The sequence below is a fragment of the Colwellia sp. RSH04 genome, from assembly GCF_003545765.1.
Classification (GTDB): Bacteria; Pseudomonadota; Gammaproteobacteria; order Enterobacterales; family Alteromonadaceae; genus Colwellia.
Window position 1 is genome coordinate 264,323 of the sequence record NZ_QXIO01000002.1, and the last position, 17,244, is coordinate 281,566.

At 37.7% G+C, this 17,244-nt stretch carries 14 protein-coding genes and 5 tRNA genes; 4 read left to right on the top strand and 15 right to left on the bottom strand.

The window, feature by feature from the left end; all coding sequences use genetic code 11:
• Window position 1 precedes the first annotated feature (1 nt).
• The 13 genes from D1094_RS04695 to D1094_RS04755 all read right to left on the bottom strand — a co-directional run bounded on the left by D1094_RS04695 (window position 2) and on the right by D1094_RS04755 (window position 10,396).
• On the bottom strand, window positions 2-442 hold the full coding sequence (locus tag D1094_RS04695) for a GAF domain-containing protein (protein ID WP_118958938.1): 441 nt from the start codon (window positions 440-442) through the stop codon (window positions 2-4).
• Window positions 443-661: 219 nt separating this feature from the next.
• Complete coding sequence (locus tag D1094_RS04700; RefSeq protein WP_118958939.1) at window positions 662-1,477, bottom strand: SIMPL domain-containing protein; 816 nt, start codon at window positions 1,475-1,477, stop codon at window positions 662-664.
• Between the two features lie 25 nt (window positions 1,478-1,502).
• Window positions 1,503-2,222 carry a DUF2057 family protein gene (locus D1094_RS04705; protein ID WP_118958940.1) on the bottom strand — a complete coding sequence of 240 codons (720 nt, stop codon included), beginning with the start codon at window positions 2,220-2,222 and terminating at the stop codon, window positions 1,503-1,505.
• A 149-nt stretch (window positions 2,223-2,371) separates the two neighbouring features.
• Window positions 2,372-3,550: a 2-methylaconitate cis-trans isomerase PrpF gene (gene prpF, locus D1094_RS04710; RefSeq protein ID WP_118958941.1), complete on the bottom strand. Its 1,179-nt coding sequence runs from the start codon at window positions 3,548-3,550 to the stop codon at window positions 2,372-2,374.
• A 109-nt stretch (window positions 3,551-3,659) separates the two neighbouring features.
• Window positions 3,660-6,263 carry a Fe/S-dependent 2-methylisocitrate dehydratase AcnD gene (acnD, locus tag D1094_RS04715; RefSeq protein ID WP_118958942.1) on the bottom strand — a complete coding sequence of 868 codons (2,604 nt, stop codon included), beginning with the start codon at window positions 6,261-6,263 and terminating at the stop codon, window positions 3,660-3,662.
• Between the two features lie 150 nt (window positions 6,264-6,413).
• The gene (gene prpC, locus D1094_RS04720; protein ID WP_118958943.1) at window positions 6,414-7,538 is read right to left on the bottom strand and encodes a 2-methylcitrate synthase; all 1,125 of its coding nucleotides are present in this window, start codon (window positions 7,536-7,538) and stop codon (window positions 6,414-6,416) included.
• Window positions 7,539-7,635: 97 nt separating this feature from the next.
• Window positions 7,636-8,526 (bottom strand): methylisocitrate lyase, encoded by an 891-nt coding sequence (prpB, locus tag D1094_RS04725; RefSeq protein WP_118958944.1) that lies wholly within the window; start codon window positions 8,524-8,526, stop codon window positions 7,636-7,638.
• Window positions 8,527-8,553: 27 nt separating this feature from the next.
• Window positions 8,554-9,243, bottom strand: a complete 690-nt coding sequence (locus D1094_RS04730) for a GntR family transcriptional regulator (protein ID WP_118958945.1) — start codon at window positions 9,241-9,243, stop codon at window positions 8,554-8,556.
• Window positions 9,244-9,493: 250 nt separating this feature from the next.
• Window positions 9,494-9,569, bottom strand: a tRNA-Glu gene (locus D1094_RS04735).
• A gap of 167 nt (window positions 9,570-9,736) precedes the next feature.
• Window positions 9,737-9,812 (bottom strand) — tRNA-Glu (locus D1094_RS04740).
• A gap of 163 nt (window positions 9,813-9,975) precedes the next feature.
• Window positions 9,976-10,051 (bottom strand) — tRNA-Glu (locus D1094_RS04745).
• A gap of 138 nt (window positions 10,052-10,189) precedes the next feature.
• Window positions 10,190-10,265, bottom strand: a tRNA-Glu gene (locus tag D1094_RS04750).
• A gap of 55 nt (window positions 10,266-10,320) precedes the next feature.
• A tRNA-Ala gene (locus tag D1094_RS04755) sits at window positions 10,321-10,396 on the bottom strand.
• Window positions 10,397-10,794: 398 nt separating this feature from the next.
• Between D1094_RS04755 and yvcK the strand changes: the two genes are divergently transcribed.
• Complete coding sequence (gene yvcK, locus D1094_RS04760; RefSeq protein ID WP_118958946.1) at window positions 10,795-11,709, top strand: uridine diphosphate-N-acetylglucosamine-binding protein YvcK; 915 nt, start codon at window positions 10,795-10,797, stop codon at window positions 11,707-11,709.
• 78 nt (window positions 11,710-11,787) lie between these two features.
• Here the strand turns inward: yvcK and dcd are convergent, their stop codons facing one another.
• A complete protein-coding gene (gene dcd, locus D1094_RS04765; protein WP_118958947.1) occupies window positions 11,788-12,378 on the bottom strand; it encodes a dCTP deaminase in 591 nt (196 codons plus the stop codon).
• 52 nt (window positions 12,379-12,430) lie between these two features.
• Window positions 12,431-13,618 carry an iron-sulfur cluster carrier protein ApbC gene (apbC, locus tag D1094_RS04770; protein WP_259337819.1) on the bottom strand — a complete coding sequence of 396 codons (1,188 nt, stop codon included), beginning with the start codon at window positions 13,616-13,618 and terminating at the stop codon, window positions 12,431-12,433.
• 90 nt (window positions 13,619-13,708) lie between these two features.
• Between apbC and metG the strand changes: the two genes are divergently transcribed.
• The 3 genes from metG to tsaA all read left to right on the top strand — a co-directional run bounded on the left by metG (window position 13,709) and on the right by tsaA (window position 17,208).
• Entirely contained in the window at window positions 13,709-15,823 is a 2,115-nt protein-coding gene (gene metG, locus D1094_RS04775; protein ID WP_118958948.1) for a methionine--tRNA ligase, read from the top strand.
• A gap of 185 nt (window positions 15,824-16,008) precedes the next feature.
• The gene (rcsF, locus tag D1094_RS04780; protein ID WP_118958949.1) at window positions 16,009-16,428 is read left to right on the top strand and encodes an Rcs stress response system protein RcsF; all 420 of its coding nucleotides are present in this window, start codon (window positions 16,009-16,011) and stop codon (window positions 16,426-16,428) included.
• Window positions 16,429-16,458: 30 nt separating this feature from the next.
• Window positions 16,459-17,208, top strand: coding sequence for a tRNA (N6-threonylcarbamoyladenosine(37)-N6)-methyltransferase TrmO (gene tsaA / locus D1094_RS04785; RefSeq protein WP_118958950.1), 750 nt, complete (start codon window positions 16,459-16,461; stop codon window positions 17,206-17,208).
• Window positions 17,209-17,244: the final 36 nt, after the last annotated feature.

Here is a 17,244-nt window from a genome sequence, read left to right on the forward strand (position 1 = left end):
CTTAGCTTACTGTTAAGTGCTTAGCCAGTAAATTGGCTATTGCGTTTAAACCGTCTTGATCTTCTTGATCAAATCTATCAAATACAGTGCTGTCAATATCAAGTACTGCTGTTACTTTACCATTTATAGTTAATGGGAGTACTATTTCTGAATTTGTCGTTGCGTCACAAGCTATATGCCCAGAAAACTCATGGACATCAGCAACTCGTTGTACTTGAGCATTCGTTACAGCAGCTCCACATACTCCTTTAGATAATGGAATACGAATACAAGCGACCTTCCCCTGAAATGGACCAAGCACTAACTCTTCATCAATAACACGATAAAATCCTACCCAATTAACTTCTTCAAGATGTTCAAAGAGTAAAGCACTAATATTTGCCATATTAGCAATGGGATCTGATTCGCCGTGAATAAGCGCATTCGTTTGCTCAAGAAGCATAGAATATAATGTTGATTTATTGTTCAATGGTTATTCCATGAAGAGGTGGAACATGTTCTCTTTTTGCAAACACATACCCACGTCAATTTTTACTGATATCAAAAAGCGCATAACATACCTAAAAAGTCAGCATAATTAAAGCTTTTATCACGCAATAAAGACACTATTAGCTGAGAAGTAGCTAAATTTAAAGATTTTTAGCTTTATAGCACGCTTATGTTACTTAATTATTGCAAATTTAACGACCACGCTCGCTGACACTTTATTCGTGCCAGTGAAGCTTTGATGTCTCGCAGAGTTATCATCGGCCATCATTGCCATACTGTATTGAGGCTGATAATGGTTATTTGAACGTTCCTTTAAATAAACCATTTTACCTAAATTAATACCTGAATGCTTAGCAATTAAAGAAGCCTTATTCTTTGCTTGTGATATTGCCCGTGTTAACGCTTGTTGATAATATTTATCACTGTCTTTAACTGTCATGGACAATGATGATATATGGTTTACCTGAATTTTCACTATCTTAGATAAAAACTTATCGTAAGCATCTATCGATGAAAAGTTCACAGAAATTCTTCGGTTTAACTCAAATAAAGGAGGTTTTTGCTTTTCATTCTTTTTTGTAGAGACTTCATTGCCATCAATATAAACACTACCCTTGATAGGTTTATTGCTTGAAGAGGGAAACTTTTTTTGTAATTCAACACCATGGAGTTTTATTGCTGGTTTTTCTTCTATAACACGTAAGTTAACTCTGGCAGAATTAATATCGCTGTTCGCTATTTTTAATGATTTAGCAACGTTTATCACCATATCACTTCTTTTATCAACCGATGCTTTTAACTTATCTGGTACCCTACCTCGCTCACTAATAGTAAGTGATAAGCTAAATTTATCAGGGGCTACATGAACGCTGCCTTCTCCTGATACTTCAATGACATTATTTTCAGCGTTTACTTCAACTGAAAATACTGTTAATAACATACTTAGAATCACACTAAAATACATACATAACTTAGATAAATTAATCATAGGTTTATCTTCTCAACTTGTTTGTCTATTGCTTTTGAATAAATTCAACAAAGGCTGCTTTTTCTTTGGTTGTCGCTTTTTGCCACCAATATTTAAGCATAGGCAGAGTATCTACTTTATTAATAACTTTATGGGTAAATTCTTGTGATCGAGTATCATTAATTTTCGAAGTGGTTTCTACTTCTAAATCAGCGATATCATTATCAACAGCAACAGCTATTTTCTCATCATCAATGGTTACTTGAGAACCAGCTAAAGAATCTGCAGGCAATGTTGAAACAACCCTCGTTACTTCTCTTGCCAACTTATAATCTGCATATGTTTCTAATTCTAAAGGAATCGACTGCCCAGTTTTACTTACTAGCATTACTTCTGGCTTATAGACAAAGGCTTCAGCATCACTGATATCATTTATTAATACTGTTTTAAGTCGGTAGGTTTGTGCACTGTTCGGTGTAAATTTTATAACAAAGTACTCAGTCTCAATGACTCTATCTTGACCTAAATCAAAGTCCTCAAATACATCTTTATAACGAACAACAATTGTTTGTGTGCTTTTTAACTTCAGTTGCTCCGGTGTTATGTGAATAAGTTTGTTCTTTGAAAAAAAACCTTCGTTAAAGGAGCTATCATTAACCTCTTTTATTTCTAAATTTTCAGCTACTTCAATGGTAATTGCCATTGATGAGAAGTTGATAAAAAGACTAACACTGATTAATAATTTTGGTAAAAAAGAACGGATCAAAATTTACTCCTTGTGGTTTAAAATCAAATATATGGATTACCACTTATACTCTTTAAGTACATCAAGTTAAAGACAAATTCAAAAAGTAGTTGGAAAAAACTTGAACTAGACTTCAGGTTTTTTCCATAGGGTTAATACTTATTTCAATGTTAAAATGAATCTTCAGGTATAAATACCCAACCTTGCATTAATACTCGTGCGCTTCTGCTCATTATCGCCTTATTAACAACCCAACTTCCTGACTCGTTAGACGCTTGAGCGCCTACTTTTAATGATCCTGATGGATGTCCAAACGTGACAGATCCTCGTTCACCTCCGCCAGCAGCTAAGTTAACTAAGGTGCCAGGTATGGCTGCAGCAGTGCCAATAGCTACGGCGGCAGTTCCCATCATTGCATGATGTAACTTACCCATCGATAAAGCCCGTACATGTAAATCTAATGCATCACTTGTGATCTCTTTACCACTTGATGTTGTAAATGATTGAGATGGAGATACAAAAGCAACTTTTGGCGTATGTTGTCTTGCTTTAGCTTCATCAACATCACAAATTAAGCCCATCTTTTTAGCGCCATAAGCTCTAATAGTTTCAAAACGCATTAAAGCATCATTATCACTATTAATTGCTTCTTGTAACTCAATACCACTATAGCCAATGTCTTTTGCATATAAAAAAATGGTTGGAATGCCCGCATTAATCATTGTCGCTGTAAAGGTACCGATACCTGGCACTTCAAGTTCATCAACAATATTCCCAGTTGGAAACATTGCTTCAGACGGATCTACCGGAGCAATAAACTCTACAGGTACTTCGGCAGCAGGAAAAGTTACGCCATCAAGTTCAAAATCACCTGTTTCTTGTACCTGTGAATTAGTTATTGGAACATGCGCTACAATAGTTTTAGCAATATTTTTCTGCCATATTTTAACCGTACAAACACCGTTAGTTGGAATTTTATTACTATCCACTAAACCTGACATTATGGCAAAAGCGCCAACGGCCGCCGTTAAATTACCGCAATTACCGCTCCAATCAACAAACGCTTTATCAATAGCTACTTGGCCAAACAAATAATCAACATCGTGATCTTCTTGTTCCGATTTGGCTAAAATAACCGTTTTACTTGTACTTGATGTGGCACCACCCATACCATCAGTTTGCTTACCGTAAGGATCAGGACTACCAATAACTCGAAGTAGCATATTATCACGGGCAACTCCTGGTACCTGACACCTTTGAGGTAAGTCAGTTAAGTTAAAAAATACACCTTTAGAGGTACCACCACGCATATACGTAGCCGGAATTTTTATTTGAGGAACATTAGACATGGCTCTCACCTATTTTCATAAATAAACTAGTCAAAAAAAACGGCGCTAAGAAAATCAAAGAGCCGCTTTAACAGTAAATTACAGTGATATGTAATAACGTTTTAAACAATTACGCATTAGACTGTAAGAAATCATGAGCAAATTTTTGTAACACGCCACCCGCTGCATGTACGGTGACTTCTTCAGCTGTATCCAAACGACATTTAACGCTGATATTAACTACCTCACCATTGGCTCTTGTCATCACAACAATCATTTCACCGCCAGGCGATGTCGTACCAACAACATCAAACGTTTCCGTTCCATCAATTTGGTAAGTTTTACGTGTCTCATTATTAATAAATTCAAGTGGTAGAACACCCATACCAATTAAGTTGGTTCTATGAATACGTTCAAACCCTTCTGCAACAATTACTTCAACACCCGCTAAGCGAACTCCCTTAGCAGCCCAGTCTCTTGATGAGCCTTGACCGTAATCAGCACCTGCTACAATAATTAATGGTTGCTTGCGCTCCATATAGGTTTCTATAGCTTCCCACATGCGTGACTCAGTACCATCAGGTTCAATACGTGCTAAAGAGCCTTGTTTAACTTCGCCATTTTCATCTAAACACATTTCGTTAAATAATTTAGGGTTAGCAAACGTTGCACGCTGAGCCGTTAAATGATCGCCACGATGAGTTGCATACGAATTGAAATCTTCTTCGGGCAAGCCCATCTTGTCTAAATAGGCTCCTGCAGCGCTATCTAACATAATGGCATTAGACGGAGAAAGATGATCCGTTGTGATGTTATCGCCGAGTACTGCAAGAGGACGCATACCTTTCATTGTTCGTTCACCAGCAAGTGCACCTTCCCAGTATGGTGGTCTGCGGATATACGTACTTTGTGCTCGCCAATCATAAAGCGGACTTTCTGCTGGCTCAAAAGCACCTAAATCGAACATTGGTGTATATATTTTTTTGAACTGCTCAGGTTTTACACTCGATTTAACGATTTCATCAATTTCTTCATCTGATGGCCAAATATCCATCAACCTTATGTCATTACCTTGAGTATCTTGGCCTAAAACGTCTTTTTCAATATCAAAACGCATAGTACCGGCAATTGCATATGCAACGACAAGTGGTGGTGAAGCTAAAAAGGCTTGTTTTGCGTATGGATGAATTCTGCCATCAAAATTACGATTACCAGAAAGCACAGCCGTTGCGTAAAGATCTCGTTCTATAACTTCTTGTTGGATTTTAGGATCTAAAGCACCCGACATCCCATTACAGGTTGTACATGCATAGGCTACAATGCCAAAACCTAGTTTTTCCATTTCTGATAATAAACCAGCTTCTTCTAGATATAGTTTGGCAACTTTAGAGCCTGGCGCAAAAGATGATTTAACCCAAGGTTTACGTACTAAACCTAATTCATTAGCGCGTTTAGCCACTAAGCCAGCAGCAACAACATTACGTGGGTTTGATGTATTGGTACATGACGTAATGGCTGCAATTATTACGGCACCATCAGGCATTTCACCCTGCTCTTCTTGTGCTTTGCATTGCGCTAAATCTTTCGCAATGTCTTTAGACGCTAAATCAGATGTCGCTAAACGTCTATGTGGATTAGACGGGCCTGCCATATTTCGACCCACAAGAGATAAATCAAAAGTCAATACACGTTTATATTGTGCATCCTTTAAATCATCAGCCCAAAGCCCTGTCTGTTTAGCGTAATTTTCAACTAAGGCGACTTGCTCTGGCTCTCTCCCGGTAATTTTTAAATAATCGATGGTTTGTTCATCGATATAAAACATACCTGCTGAAGCACCATATTCTGGTGTCATATTTGAAATTGTAGCGCGATCGCCAATAGATAAACTGCGAGCCCCTTCACCAAAGAACTCTAGATAAGCGCCGACAACTTTCTCGTTACGTAAAAACTCTGTTATCGCTAAAACGATATCGGTTGCAGTAATACCCGGTTGACGCTGACCCACTAATTTAACCCCAACAATATTAGGCAAGCGCATCATTGATGGGCGACCTAACATGACCGTTTCTGCTTCTAAACCACCCACACCAATGGCAATTACGCCTAATGCATCTACATGAGGAGTGTGTGAATCTGTGCCGACACAAGTATCAGGAAAAGCGACACCATCTCTTGCTTGGATAACAGGAGACATTTTTTCTAAATTAATTTGATGCATAATGCCATTACCTGCAGGAATAACATCAACATTCTTAAAGGCCGTTTTTGTCCACTCTATGAAGTGAAATCTGTCTTCGTTTCGGCGATCTTCAATTGCACGATTTTTATCAAACGCATCAGGATCAGAACCGCCATGTTCAACCGCTAGCGAATGGTCAACAATTAACTGAGTTGGTACTACAGGGTTAACTTTGGCAGGATCTCCTCCTTGATCGGCTATAGCATCTCGAAGACCTGCTAAATCAACCAATGCAGTTTGTCCCAAAATATCATGACAAACAACACGTGCAGGGTACCAAGGGAAATCAAGATCTTGCTTACTTTCAATAATTTGAGTAAGCGATTCAGTAAGGGTTGAAGGATCACACCGACGTACCAGTTGTTCTGCTAGAACACGTGAGGTGTAAGGTAATTTTTGATAACTACCTGGGCTTATTGCTTCGATCGCACCACGAGTATCGAAATAATCTATATTCGAGCCTGGTAATGGCTTGCGATGTTCATAATTCATAATTCTTTCCACAAAATTTGGGGTAAAAACACGCTAATATCTAAGGATAAATAAAACGCTACACACTATTGATTGCTTTAAAGCCCTATCATTAATTAAAGTCATTGACATCAACCATAAAGCTTTAATAATCAGGGGCACTGTAAAGCGTTAGCGTTGCTCTATTGGTGTAACAGTACGAGGTTCGCTACCAGTATAGTCAGCACTTGGACGAATAATGCGGTTATTAGAGCGTTGCTCCATAACATGTGCAGCCCAACCCGTTAAACGTGAACAGACAAAAATAGGGGTAAATAACTTGGTAGGAATTCCCATATAGTTGTATGTTGATGCATGGAAAAAGTCTGCGTTACAGAAAAGTTTCTTGGTATCCCACATGTATTCTTCACACGCCACAGAGATATCATATAACGACGTATTTCCATTCTCTTGAGCTAATTTTTCAGACCATGCTTTAATAATGACATTACGTGGGTCTGAAGTACGGTAGATAGCATGACCAAACCCCATGATTTTCTCTTTACGCTCTAACATTCCCGCCATTTGTATTTTAGCATCTTCAGGTGACGTAAAACGCTCAATCATATCCATAGCTGCTTCATTAGCACCGCCATGCAAAGGACCACGTAAAGTACCAATAGCTCCCGTGATACATGAATACATGTCTGATAATGTTGATGCACAAACTCTTGCAGTAAAAGTTGAGGCATTAAATTCATGCTCAGCATAAAGAATTAACGAAACATCCATAACTCGTCGATGTTGCTCTGACGGTGTTTCACCATTTAATAATTTTAAAAAGTGCCCACCGAGTGAATCTTCATCCGTTACACAATCAATCTCTTTACCTTCATGAGAGAAATTATACCAATAACACATGATGGCAGGAAAAGCGGCAAGTAAACGATTAGCGGCTTTATTTTGCTGTGAAAAATCAACTTCTGGCTCCAGGTTACCTAAAAAAGAACAACCGGTACGCATAACGTCCATTGGGTGAGCATCGGCTGGAATTTTTTGTAATACTTCTTTTAATGCTTGCGGTAAATCACGCATACCATTAAGTTCTGCTTTATAGCTAGCTAATTGGTCAACGGTTGGTAATTCACCATTAAAAAGTAAATAAGCAACTTCTTCAAATGTTGCATTATCAGCTAAGTCTGAAACATCATAACCACAATAAGTTAAACCACTGCCTGATTTTCCTACTGTACATAAAGACGTTTCACCTGCACTTTGACCACGAAGCCCTGCACCACTTAATTTTTTATCAACCATCTCTCAATCCTCATATTCTGTATTTATTATGTTTATGTCTTTTACTATGTCTACATGACTATTCGATGACAATATCTAACAATACTGTCACTGTTGATTACTTGTTTTTACCTTCAGCAAATAATGAATCTAATTTTTGCTCATAATCGTGATAACCAAGGTAATCGTATAAATCCATTCTGGTTTGCATGTTGTCAATTTCAGCTTTTTGATCACCATCGGCTAATAACGTTTTATAGACCGATTCAGCAGCTTTGTTCATTGCTCTAAACGCTGATAAAGGATAAAGCACCATGGCACATCCCCACTCTCCTAATTGCTCTTTATTCCAAAGCTCTGTTTGACCAAACTCTGTGATATTCGCTAATACAGGTACATCTAGTGCTTCAGTGAATGCTCTGTAATGCTCTTCAGTTTTAACCGCTTCAGCAAAAATACCATCAGCGCCAGCAGCAACATAAGCCTTAGCGCGCTCTAGCGCTGCTTCTAAACCTTCTTGTGCAAACGCATCGGTTCTGGCCATAATAAAAAAGTCACTGTCTGTTCTAGCATCAACAGCAGATTTTATTCGATCGACCATTTCTTGAGTTGAAACAATTTCTTTGTTTGGACGATGACCACATCTTTTCTGTGCAACCTGATCTTCAATATGAACCGCTGCTGCCCCAGCTTTTTCCATATCACGAATAGTCTTTGCAATATTAAATGCCCCACCCCAACCCGTATCAATATCTACCAGTAAAGGCAGACTCGATGCAGAAGTAATACGTTGAACATCTGCAATAACATCATTAAGTGATGTCATGCCTAAATCAGGTAAACCATATGATGCATTAGCGACACCGCCACCCGATAAATAAATCGCTTGATGTCCAAGTTGCTCAGCCATCATTGCGCAATATGCATTGATAGTACCGACAACTTGTAATGGCTTATTGTTTGCTAACGCTTGTCTAAATTTAGCGCCTGGTGATAATGGTTTCGACATGTTTTGTTCCCCTGTTTATATTTCTGCTTAAGGTTTAAGCGTTTGTTCTGCAATTTTTTGTTCAATATTTTTTCTTGATGCGGCTATATGACGACGCATAAGTATTTCAGCTAACTCGCCATCTCTATCACTGATTGCTTGTAAAATATGTAAATGCTCATCATAAGCCCGACTTGCCCTCGCACTCTGCATACCAAATTGAAATCGGTACATGCGTACTAAGTGATAAAGCTGGCCACAAATAAGATTGATTAGTTGTTGGTTATGACTACCCAGGATAATCTTGTAGTGAAAATCTAAATCACCCTCTTCTTGATAATAGGCAACACCTTCTTGCAATGCTTTTTCTTGACTGTGACTTACCAACATTTGCTTCATCGAAGATATTTCTTCATCTGTCATATTAATAGCGGCATGTCGACAAGCCATACCTTCGAGTGCTTCGCGCGTAATGTAAAGCTCTAATAGGCCTTCAATTGTACAATCGACAACTCTTGAACCTATATTGGCTTTACGCTCAATGAGATGACATTTTTCTAGACGGTTTAAGGCTTCTCGTAAGGTAGAACGGCTAATTTGATAACTTTTAGCCAGCTCTGGCTCGCTAATTTTACTACCTGCAGGAATTTCACCTTCAACGATGGCATGCTGCATTCTTTCAAATACTTTATCAGCGGTAGTCACTATGGCTTGTTTGGTTGGATTATCTATATACATAAGAAAAAACAGTCACATTAAATTGTCGACACATTAAATTGTCGACACATTAAAATTATAAAGCTAATAATATCTTATTTAAAAGATATAACAAGTAGACCTAAGTATAATTGTCGACAATAATGGTGTTTTTATGAATATAAATAAATTTTAGGCAAAAAAAAACCTACGTAATAGTGTATCTATTACGTAGGTTTTCTATTTATCACTTATGTTCACTCTATTACTATAATTATTCATCAGTAAAGAGTGGCATCCCTAAGGGGATTCGAACCCCTGTTACCGCCGTGAAAGGGCGGTGTCCTAGGCCTCTAGACGATAGGGACACAGATATAAATCTAACTATCTTTTGAGCGATTAACTCAAAGGATTAATTTTATATGGTTCAATATAGTTAAACTAACTAAATATCTCAATAAAAATTAAAACTCTAGTACATATTTTTAAATAGAATAATAACTATCATTATTAATTAATCACTTAATCAATAAATTGGCATCCCTAAGGGGATTCGAACCCCTGTTACCGCCGTGAAAGGGCGGTGTCCTAGGCCTCTAGACGATAGGGACACATGCTGGATATTTCCAGTAACTATCTACCCTGTTACAGGTATTACTAATTTAATAAGTATTATTAAATCCTTAATAAATTAGCAGTCTAATTAACTTTCAAGTATTACTCACAGTAGTTAACAACTGTTTACCTATTAGATCAAAAACACAATATAATAAGTGGCATCCCTAAGGGGATTCGAACCCCTGTTACCGCCGTGAAAGGGCGGTGTCCTAGGCCTCTAGACGATAGGGACACAAGCTGGTTACACCAGAGTACTATCTATCAAACGTAATACGTTCGATGCTTTAAAGTAAATAAAAACCATTAAAGCTCTAAATCACCACCCCGCACTGTAAACAATACGCAGTAGCTTAAAACAAACCATCAATAGTGGCATCCCTAAGGGGATTCGAACCCCTGTTACCGCCGTGAAAGGGCGGTGTCCTAGGCCTCTAGACGATAGGGACACATTATACTATCGTTTGGATTACTCCAAATTTTGCATCATAGATGCAAACTCTATGGTGGAGCTATGCGGGATCGAACCGCAGACCTCTTCGCTGCCAGCGAAGCGCTCTCCCAGCTGAGCTATAGCCCCGTTTTATAAACGGTATATTTAATCACTGGCCTAATAGCAATTAAATAAATCGTTCTCTTCAAGTGGACCTAACACTTGCTGAAAACGAGGCGCATTCTAAGCAGCACCCCTTAAACTGTCAACTGTTATTTTAAAATTTTTACTGTTTTTTTCAATAAATTGACATTCTGATTACTTAAACAGCAACTTGTTTATTTATTGCATAGTAATTCCATCACTAAACGAAAATATAACCACTTTCAATTATCTTAACAGTTTAAAAATGTCACCTTTATTTATACATATCATCAATCAATGTTAATGTTACAATATTATTATATTCATTAATTTAATTTGGCATTATCGGTATGGTGCTTTAACGCTACTGATAAGTCATTAGTAAAATACTCAAAATACATATGCAGTTAAGAAAATTAAACATTGTGGCTATAGGTGGCGGACACGGTTTAGGTCGTGTACTTCTTACCTTATCTTTTATGGGAAACAAACTCACCGGTATTGTAACCACAACAGATAATGGTGGTTCTACGGGTCGATTAAGAAAAAGAAAAAGCACTATTGCTTGGGGTGACCTAAGAAACTGCCTTACCCAGTTAGCAGATAAAAATGCTATTGGTAGCCAATTATTTGATTTTAGGTTTGATGGTGAAGATGACCTAGGTGGTCATAACCTTGGAAACTTAATGCTCTATGCATTAGAAAACTTACAATCGTCACCGCTTGATTCTATCAATTTAGTTCGTCGGATTCTCCGTGTAAAAACGCAATTACTGCCTATGTCTGAGACCCCCACCGATCTTATGGCATTTTATCCTGAAGGGCGATGTCGATTAGGAGAGTTATCTGTTGATGATATGCCTATTATGCCAAAAAACTTAATGTTAGCGCCTTTAGTTAAAGCAAGCCCTTCCTGTCTTGACGCGATCAAAAATGCAGATTTGATAATTCTTGGCCCTGGTAGTTTCTTAACTAGCGTTATACCACCTTTATTAGTTAGAGATATAAGCAATGCGATAATTGAGCGCAAAGGCCATTGCGTATTTATCGACAATATTGTACCTGAACAAAGCCCAGCAGCTAATTTGTCGCTAGATGAGAAATTCAATTGGATTGAAGACAATATCGGTAGTTTACCTATAGATAGTGCTATCACTCATGATAAACAAGCTAAATCAGAACGAGTAAACATACTTCATCAAGACTTAGTACATAACGAAGTGGCGCATCATCATGATAAAGAAAAACTGATTAACGCGTTAGAAAATTGTTTTAATAAATTTGCTAGTCCGAAAGTCGCCAGCGAAAAAGAATAACGGCATTTACAACCTAGGATCAAAAAAGCATAGCGATAGCTATGCTTTTTAGTTTGCTATATCAACACGCCTTAATCGTTAACTATTTTCATCTTGGCTAATTCGACTAGCGACAGCACCTTTTTGATCTTTGTACTTAGCGTCACCACGCTTATTATAAGGTCGTAATGCACTTGAAGACATTGTTTCAAAATTTAATGCAGCTATTTTCATCTTAGGTCGCAGCGCTAAGGGTAACTTCCCACTGTTATAAAATTCCAAAACAATTTGGCCTGACCAACCAGGATCTATTCTATGTGCCGTAACATGTACCATTAAACCAAGACGCGCTAACGACGAACGACCATCTAACCACCCTACAATGTTATCTGGTAATGTCACTGACTCATAAGTTACAGCTAAGGCAAGTTCACCGGGATGAAGAAAAAATGCTTCGCCATCCTCAATAAAAATTTCTTCACTCATTACAGAGTTCATTGCTTGTTGTACTTCAACTTTTGGACCACTTAAATCAATATAGGGTGCGGTATGATCTTTGAAAACTCTAAACTCATTGCCTAAACGAATATCAACACTCACTCCTGATATCATCGAGCTATCAGGCGCAGGAGTTATCACTATTTGCCCGTCTTTTATATATTGTTCTATGTCTTTATCGCAAAGTCTCATGATAATTTTTCTTATGGTTAGTTAATGACTACGCCTATACCGCCTGAGGCTATCAATCAAGTGATATGTCGATATTAGGCGTTTGCGAACTGTTATTATCACATTGTAAATATAACTGCCCTGCAATATTTCGCGCTATCTTACGATATTGTTGTGCTATTTCACCAGTGCTATTTTCTATAATATCAGATTTACCAGAATCGGCATCATGACGAATATTAATATTTAAAGGTAATTGACCAAGTAAAGGTGTATCAAAGTTAGTTGCCATTTTTTCACCCCCAGCGTGACCAAAAATATGGCTTTTGTGGCCGCAGTTTTCACAGGTGTGATAACTCATATTTTCTACAATACCTAAAACTGGCACCTTAACTTTATCAAACATTGCCACCCCCTTCCCTGCATCTACTAAAGCAATGTCTTGAGGTGTCGTAACAATAACAGCAGCCGCAACAGGGACTTTTTGCGCCAATGTTAACTGAATATCGCCGGTACCCGGTGGCATATCTATGAGTAAATAATCAAGCTCTGACCAAGCGGTTTCATTAAGTAGTTGATTAAAGGCTGAACTAGCCATGGGGCCGCGCCAAACCGTGGCATCATCTTTATCGACAAGAAAACCTATCGACATAGCTTCAAGGCCATGGGTATTTAACGGAGTCATATACTTTCCGTCAGTTGAGGTTGGTTTTTTGTCTGTTAAACCCAGCATCGTTGGCATAGACGGTCCATATATATCAGCGTCAAGAATGCCCACTTTTGCCCCCTCACACATAAGCGCATAAGCTAAGTTAACGGTGGTGGTTGATTTACCAACACCGCCTTTACCAGAGGCTATTGCAATAATATTTTTTATGTTGTTGCCACTACCCGTTAACTCAAATTGTCGTACAGGTTTTATATTAAGTTCGCCATTAATAATGACCGTTTTCGATAAAGCATTAGACAAACTGGTTGCAATCTCATTTAATTCACCTTGACACGGAAATGGTACAAATAAATTTACCTGCAACATATCACTTGAATGTTGTTTCACCGTCAAATTCGATTCTTTATCTAGCACGCCTTGCGGAAAAATTTGTGAACGATACTGTGATAACGTATTTTTTAAAACAGAAATATCATCATTTTTATCTGATAATGCACTTTGTTGATTATCCATTGTTGTTTGAGTCAAACTTTCATTTGCCTCACGGTTAGATTTACTTGAAGTTTCTCGGAAAAAAAATTTACCAAACATAGCAACTACCTAGGCTATTAATCATTTGAGTATAAGCGGTAAATTCTGTACTATTGCAGCCATTATTACCATCATAAACATTAATTATTCATGTCTGATCCTATTTTATCTGAAACTTCATCAAACGCGAACAATAAAAAGCGTAAAATTTTAGTCACTTGTGCTCTGCCATATGCAAATGGTTCAATACACTTAGGTCATTTACTCGAACATATCCAAACGGATATTTGGGTAAGATTTCAGCGTATGCGCGGCAACGAAACTTACTTTGTTTGTGCTGATGATGCACATGGCACACCTATCATGCTTAAAGCACAAGAAATGGGTGTCTCTCCAGAAGAAATGATCAATGCAGTTCGTGATGAGCATATGGCAGACTTTGCAGACTTTCATATTAGCTTTGATAACTATCATTCAACGCATAGTGAAGAGAACAAAACCTTTGCAGAAGAGATTTATAATAAATTACATGCAAGTGGACATATTAAAACGCGTACTATCTCGCAATTATATGATCCAGAAAAAGGCATGTTTTTACCTGATCGCTTTGTCAAAGGAACTTGCCCTAAGTGTAAAAGCGAAGATCAAAACGGCGATAGCTGTGATGATTGCGGTGCTACATACTCACCTACTGAAGTTTTAAACCCTCGTTCTGTTGTTTCTGGTGCAACACCCGTTTTAAGAGATTCTGAGCATTACTTCTTTGATTTACCTGCTTTTGAGCAAATGTTAAAAGACTGGACTCGCAGTGGCGCTTTACAAGAAGAAATGGCCAACAAATTAGCTGAATGGTTTGAATCAGGGTTGCAGCAATGGGATATTAGCCGTGATGCACCTTATTTTGGCTTTGAAATTCCGAATGCACCAGGTAAGTTCTTTTATGTTTGGTTAGATGCACCTATTGGTTATATGGGTAGCTTTAAAAACCTATGCGATAAAAAGCCAGAGATTGATTTTGATAGCTTTTGGTCAGAAGACTCTGAAGCCGAGCTTTATCACTTTATTGGCAAAGATATCATTTATTTCCATAGTCTTTTCTGGCCAGCAATGCTCGAAGGTGCTGGTTTTAGAAAACCTACTTCTGTTTACGCACACGGCTTTGTGACCGTTAATGGCGCGAAAATGTCTAAATCAAAAGGCACTTTCATTAAAGGTCGTACTTATCTAGAACACTTAAACCCTGAATATTTACGTTACTACTACGCCGCAAAATTAACCCATCGCATTGATGACTTAGATTTGAACCTTGAAGATTTTGCTCAACGAGTAAATTCAGATTTAGTGGGTAAAGTAGTTAACATCGCTTCACGTTGTGCAAGTTTTATCACCAAACGTTTTGATGGCATGTTATCAACAAATATTGATGATCAAGCATTAGCTGACGAAGTAATGAATGCAGGTGATAGTATAGCCGCGCATTATGAATCACGTGATTTTGGTCGCGGTATGCGTGAAATCATGGCACTTGCCGATAAAGTAAATGAATACATCGCAGTCAAAGAACCGTGGCAATTAGTTAAAGACGAGAGCAAGCAGCAGGAAGTGCAAGATATTTGTTCATTAGGCATTAACATGTTCCGTACGTTAATGATTTACTTAAAGCCAGTACTGCCAGTACTTGCCGATAGTACCGCAACATTTTTAAATGATGAACTTATATGGGAAGGACACAAAACGTTACTTACCAACCACAAAATTAATAAGTTTAAAGCGTTATTACAACGGGTTGACATGGATAAAGTGAATGCCATGACAGAGGCCTCAAAAGAAAGCCTAACAAGTGATAAAGATAACAAAAAAACGGAAGCTAAAAATGATGTTGATAATAGCGCAGCATTGGCAAATCCGCTTGCGGCAGATCCTATCTCTGAAGAAATTCAATTTGATGATTTTGCAAAAATAGACTTAAGAATAGCTAAAATCATTAACGCAGAGCACGTTGAAAAAGCAGATAAATTATTAAAATTAACCCTTGGCCTTGATGAAGATGGCAGTGAAACACGACAAGTCTTTGCTGGCATAAAATCAGCATACCAACCAGAAGACTTAATAGGAAAGCATACTGTTATGGTTGCGAACTTAGCACCAAGAAAGATGCGTTTTGGTATGTCTGAAGGGATGGTTTTAGCTGCCGGCCCTGGTGGAGAAGATCTTTGGATTTTAAATCCTGATGACGGTGCTAAAGCAGGCATGCGAGTTAAATAGTTTAGTTGCTGTACTAGATTAACTACCCAGAAAAGGTATCGATTGTTCGATGCCTTTTTCATTTATTGATTATGGATTATTGATTATTGATTATTGATAGCGGGGATTAAGCCTAAACCTCAAGATAATTAATAAGCAAAAAAAACATAAACATAAGCAAAAACATCAGAACCAAGCAGAAAATAATGAAATATCACATAGCCTTAGCCGTTTTAACTATAACCACCTTTCTCACAAGTTGTTCATCAAACTATGTTGTTTCAACTAACTTTGACAAAGAAAATATTGACCAATACTTTTCAGCAAGTAACGTTGAGATATATAACAAAGAGGGTGATTTACCAGGCCCTTATAAGTTTGTCAGCTTAGTCGAAGGTCAAGATTGTCAATCAATGCCTCATCAAGCTGAACCAGATAAAATTAATGCAAGAACACAAGCGAGACAGCAAGCGCATCAACTTGATGCAAATGCCGTTGTGTTTTCTGGTTGTGCATTACTTGATAATGAAAAGTTAGCAAAAATAAATGCTAGTAACGATGCAAAGCAATGCCACGCTATAATCATTTGTTATGCGAGAGCTTTTAAAATAAACGATCTTAAATAAAATTTTAGTAGTAATAGAGCTCCTTATAATATGTCTAAAATCAACAAACACAGCCCAAATACTCTATTTGAGTTTACCCCTATTGGTGTTGTTGAATCGCCCTATCAAGAAAAATTTGCTGTACCGAGACAACCCGGCTTAGTTTCAGCTGCTGATGCAAAGATATTGTTAACAAACAAATACAATCATCAGGATTTAATAAAAGGTATTGAGCAATATTCACATTTATGGGTTATTTTTGTCTTTCATGAAACACTAGCACAAGGTTGGAAACCTTTAGTTAGACCACCTCGGTTGGGTGGTAACGAAAAAATGGGGGTTTTAGCCACACGTTCAACATTTAGACCTAACCCCATCGGTATGTCTGTCGTAAAACTTGAACGTGTTGAGTTAACAAAAATAGCAGGTAAATCACAAGTAATTCTACATATATCTGGCGTTGATATCGTTAATAACACTCCTATAATCGATATTAAACCTTATATACCGTACTCTGATGCCGTTACTCAGGCAGAAGCAGGCTTTGCCCAAGCAGAGCCTACTCGAACGAGTAAAATTCAGTTTAGTAAACAAGCAGCAGAACAATTAAAACATTATTGTGCTCAATATCCCAAACTAGAACTACTGATAGAGCAAGTACTTTGTCAAGATCCAAGACCTGCGTACAAGCAAAGTAAGTTAGATGCAAAAGAATATGGTATGTCCTTATACAATTTAAATATTCAGTGGAAAATGATAGATTTATCTATGATTGAAGTGTTTAACATTTCACAGAATTAACACATAAAACGTATAACTTAATGCCATAAATAAGAT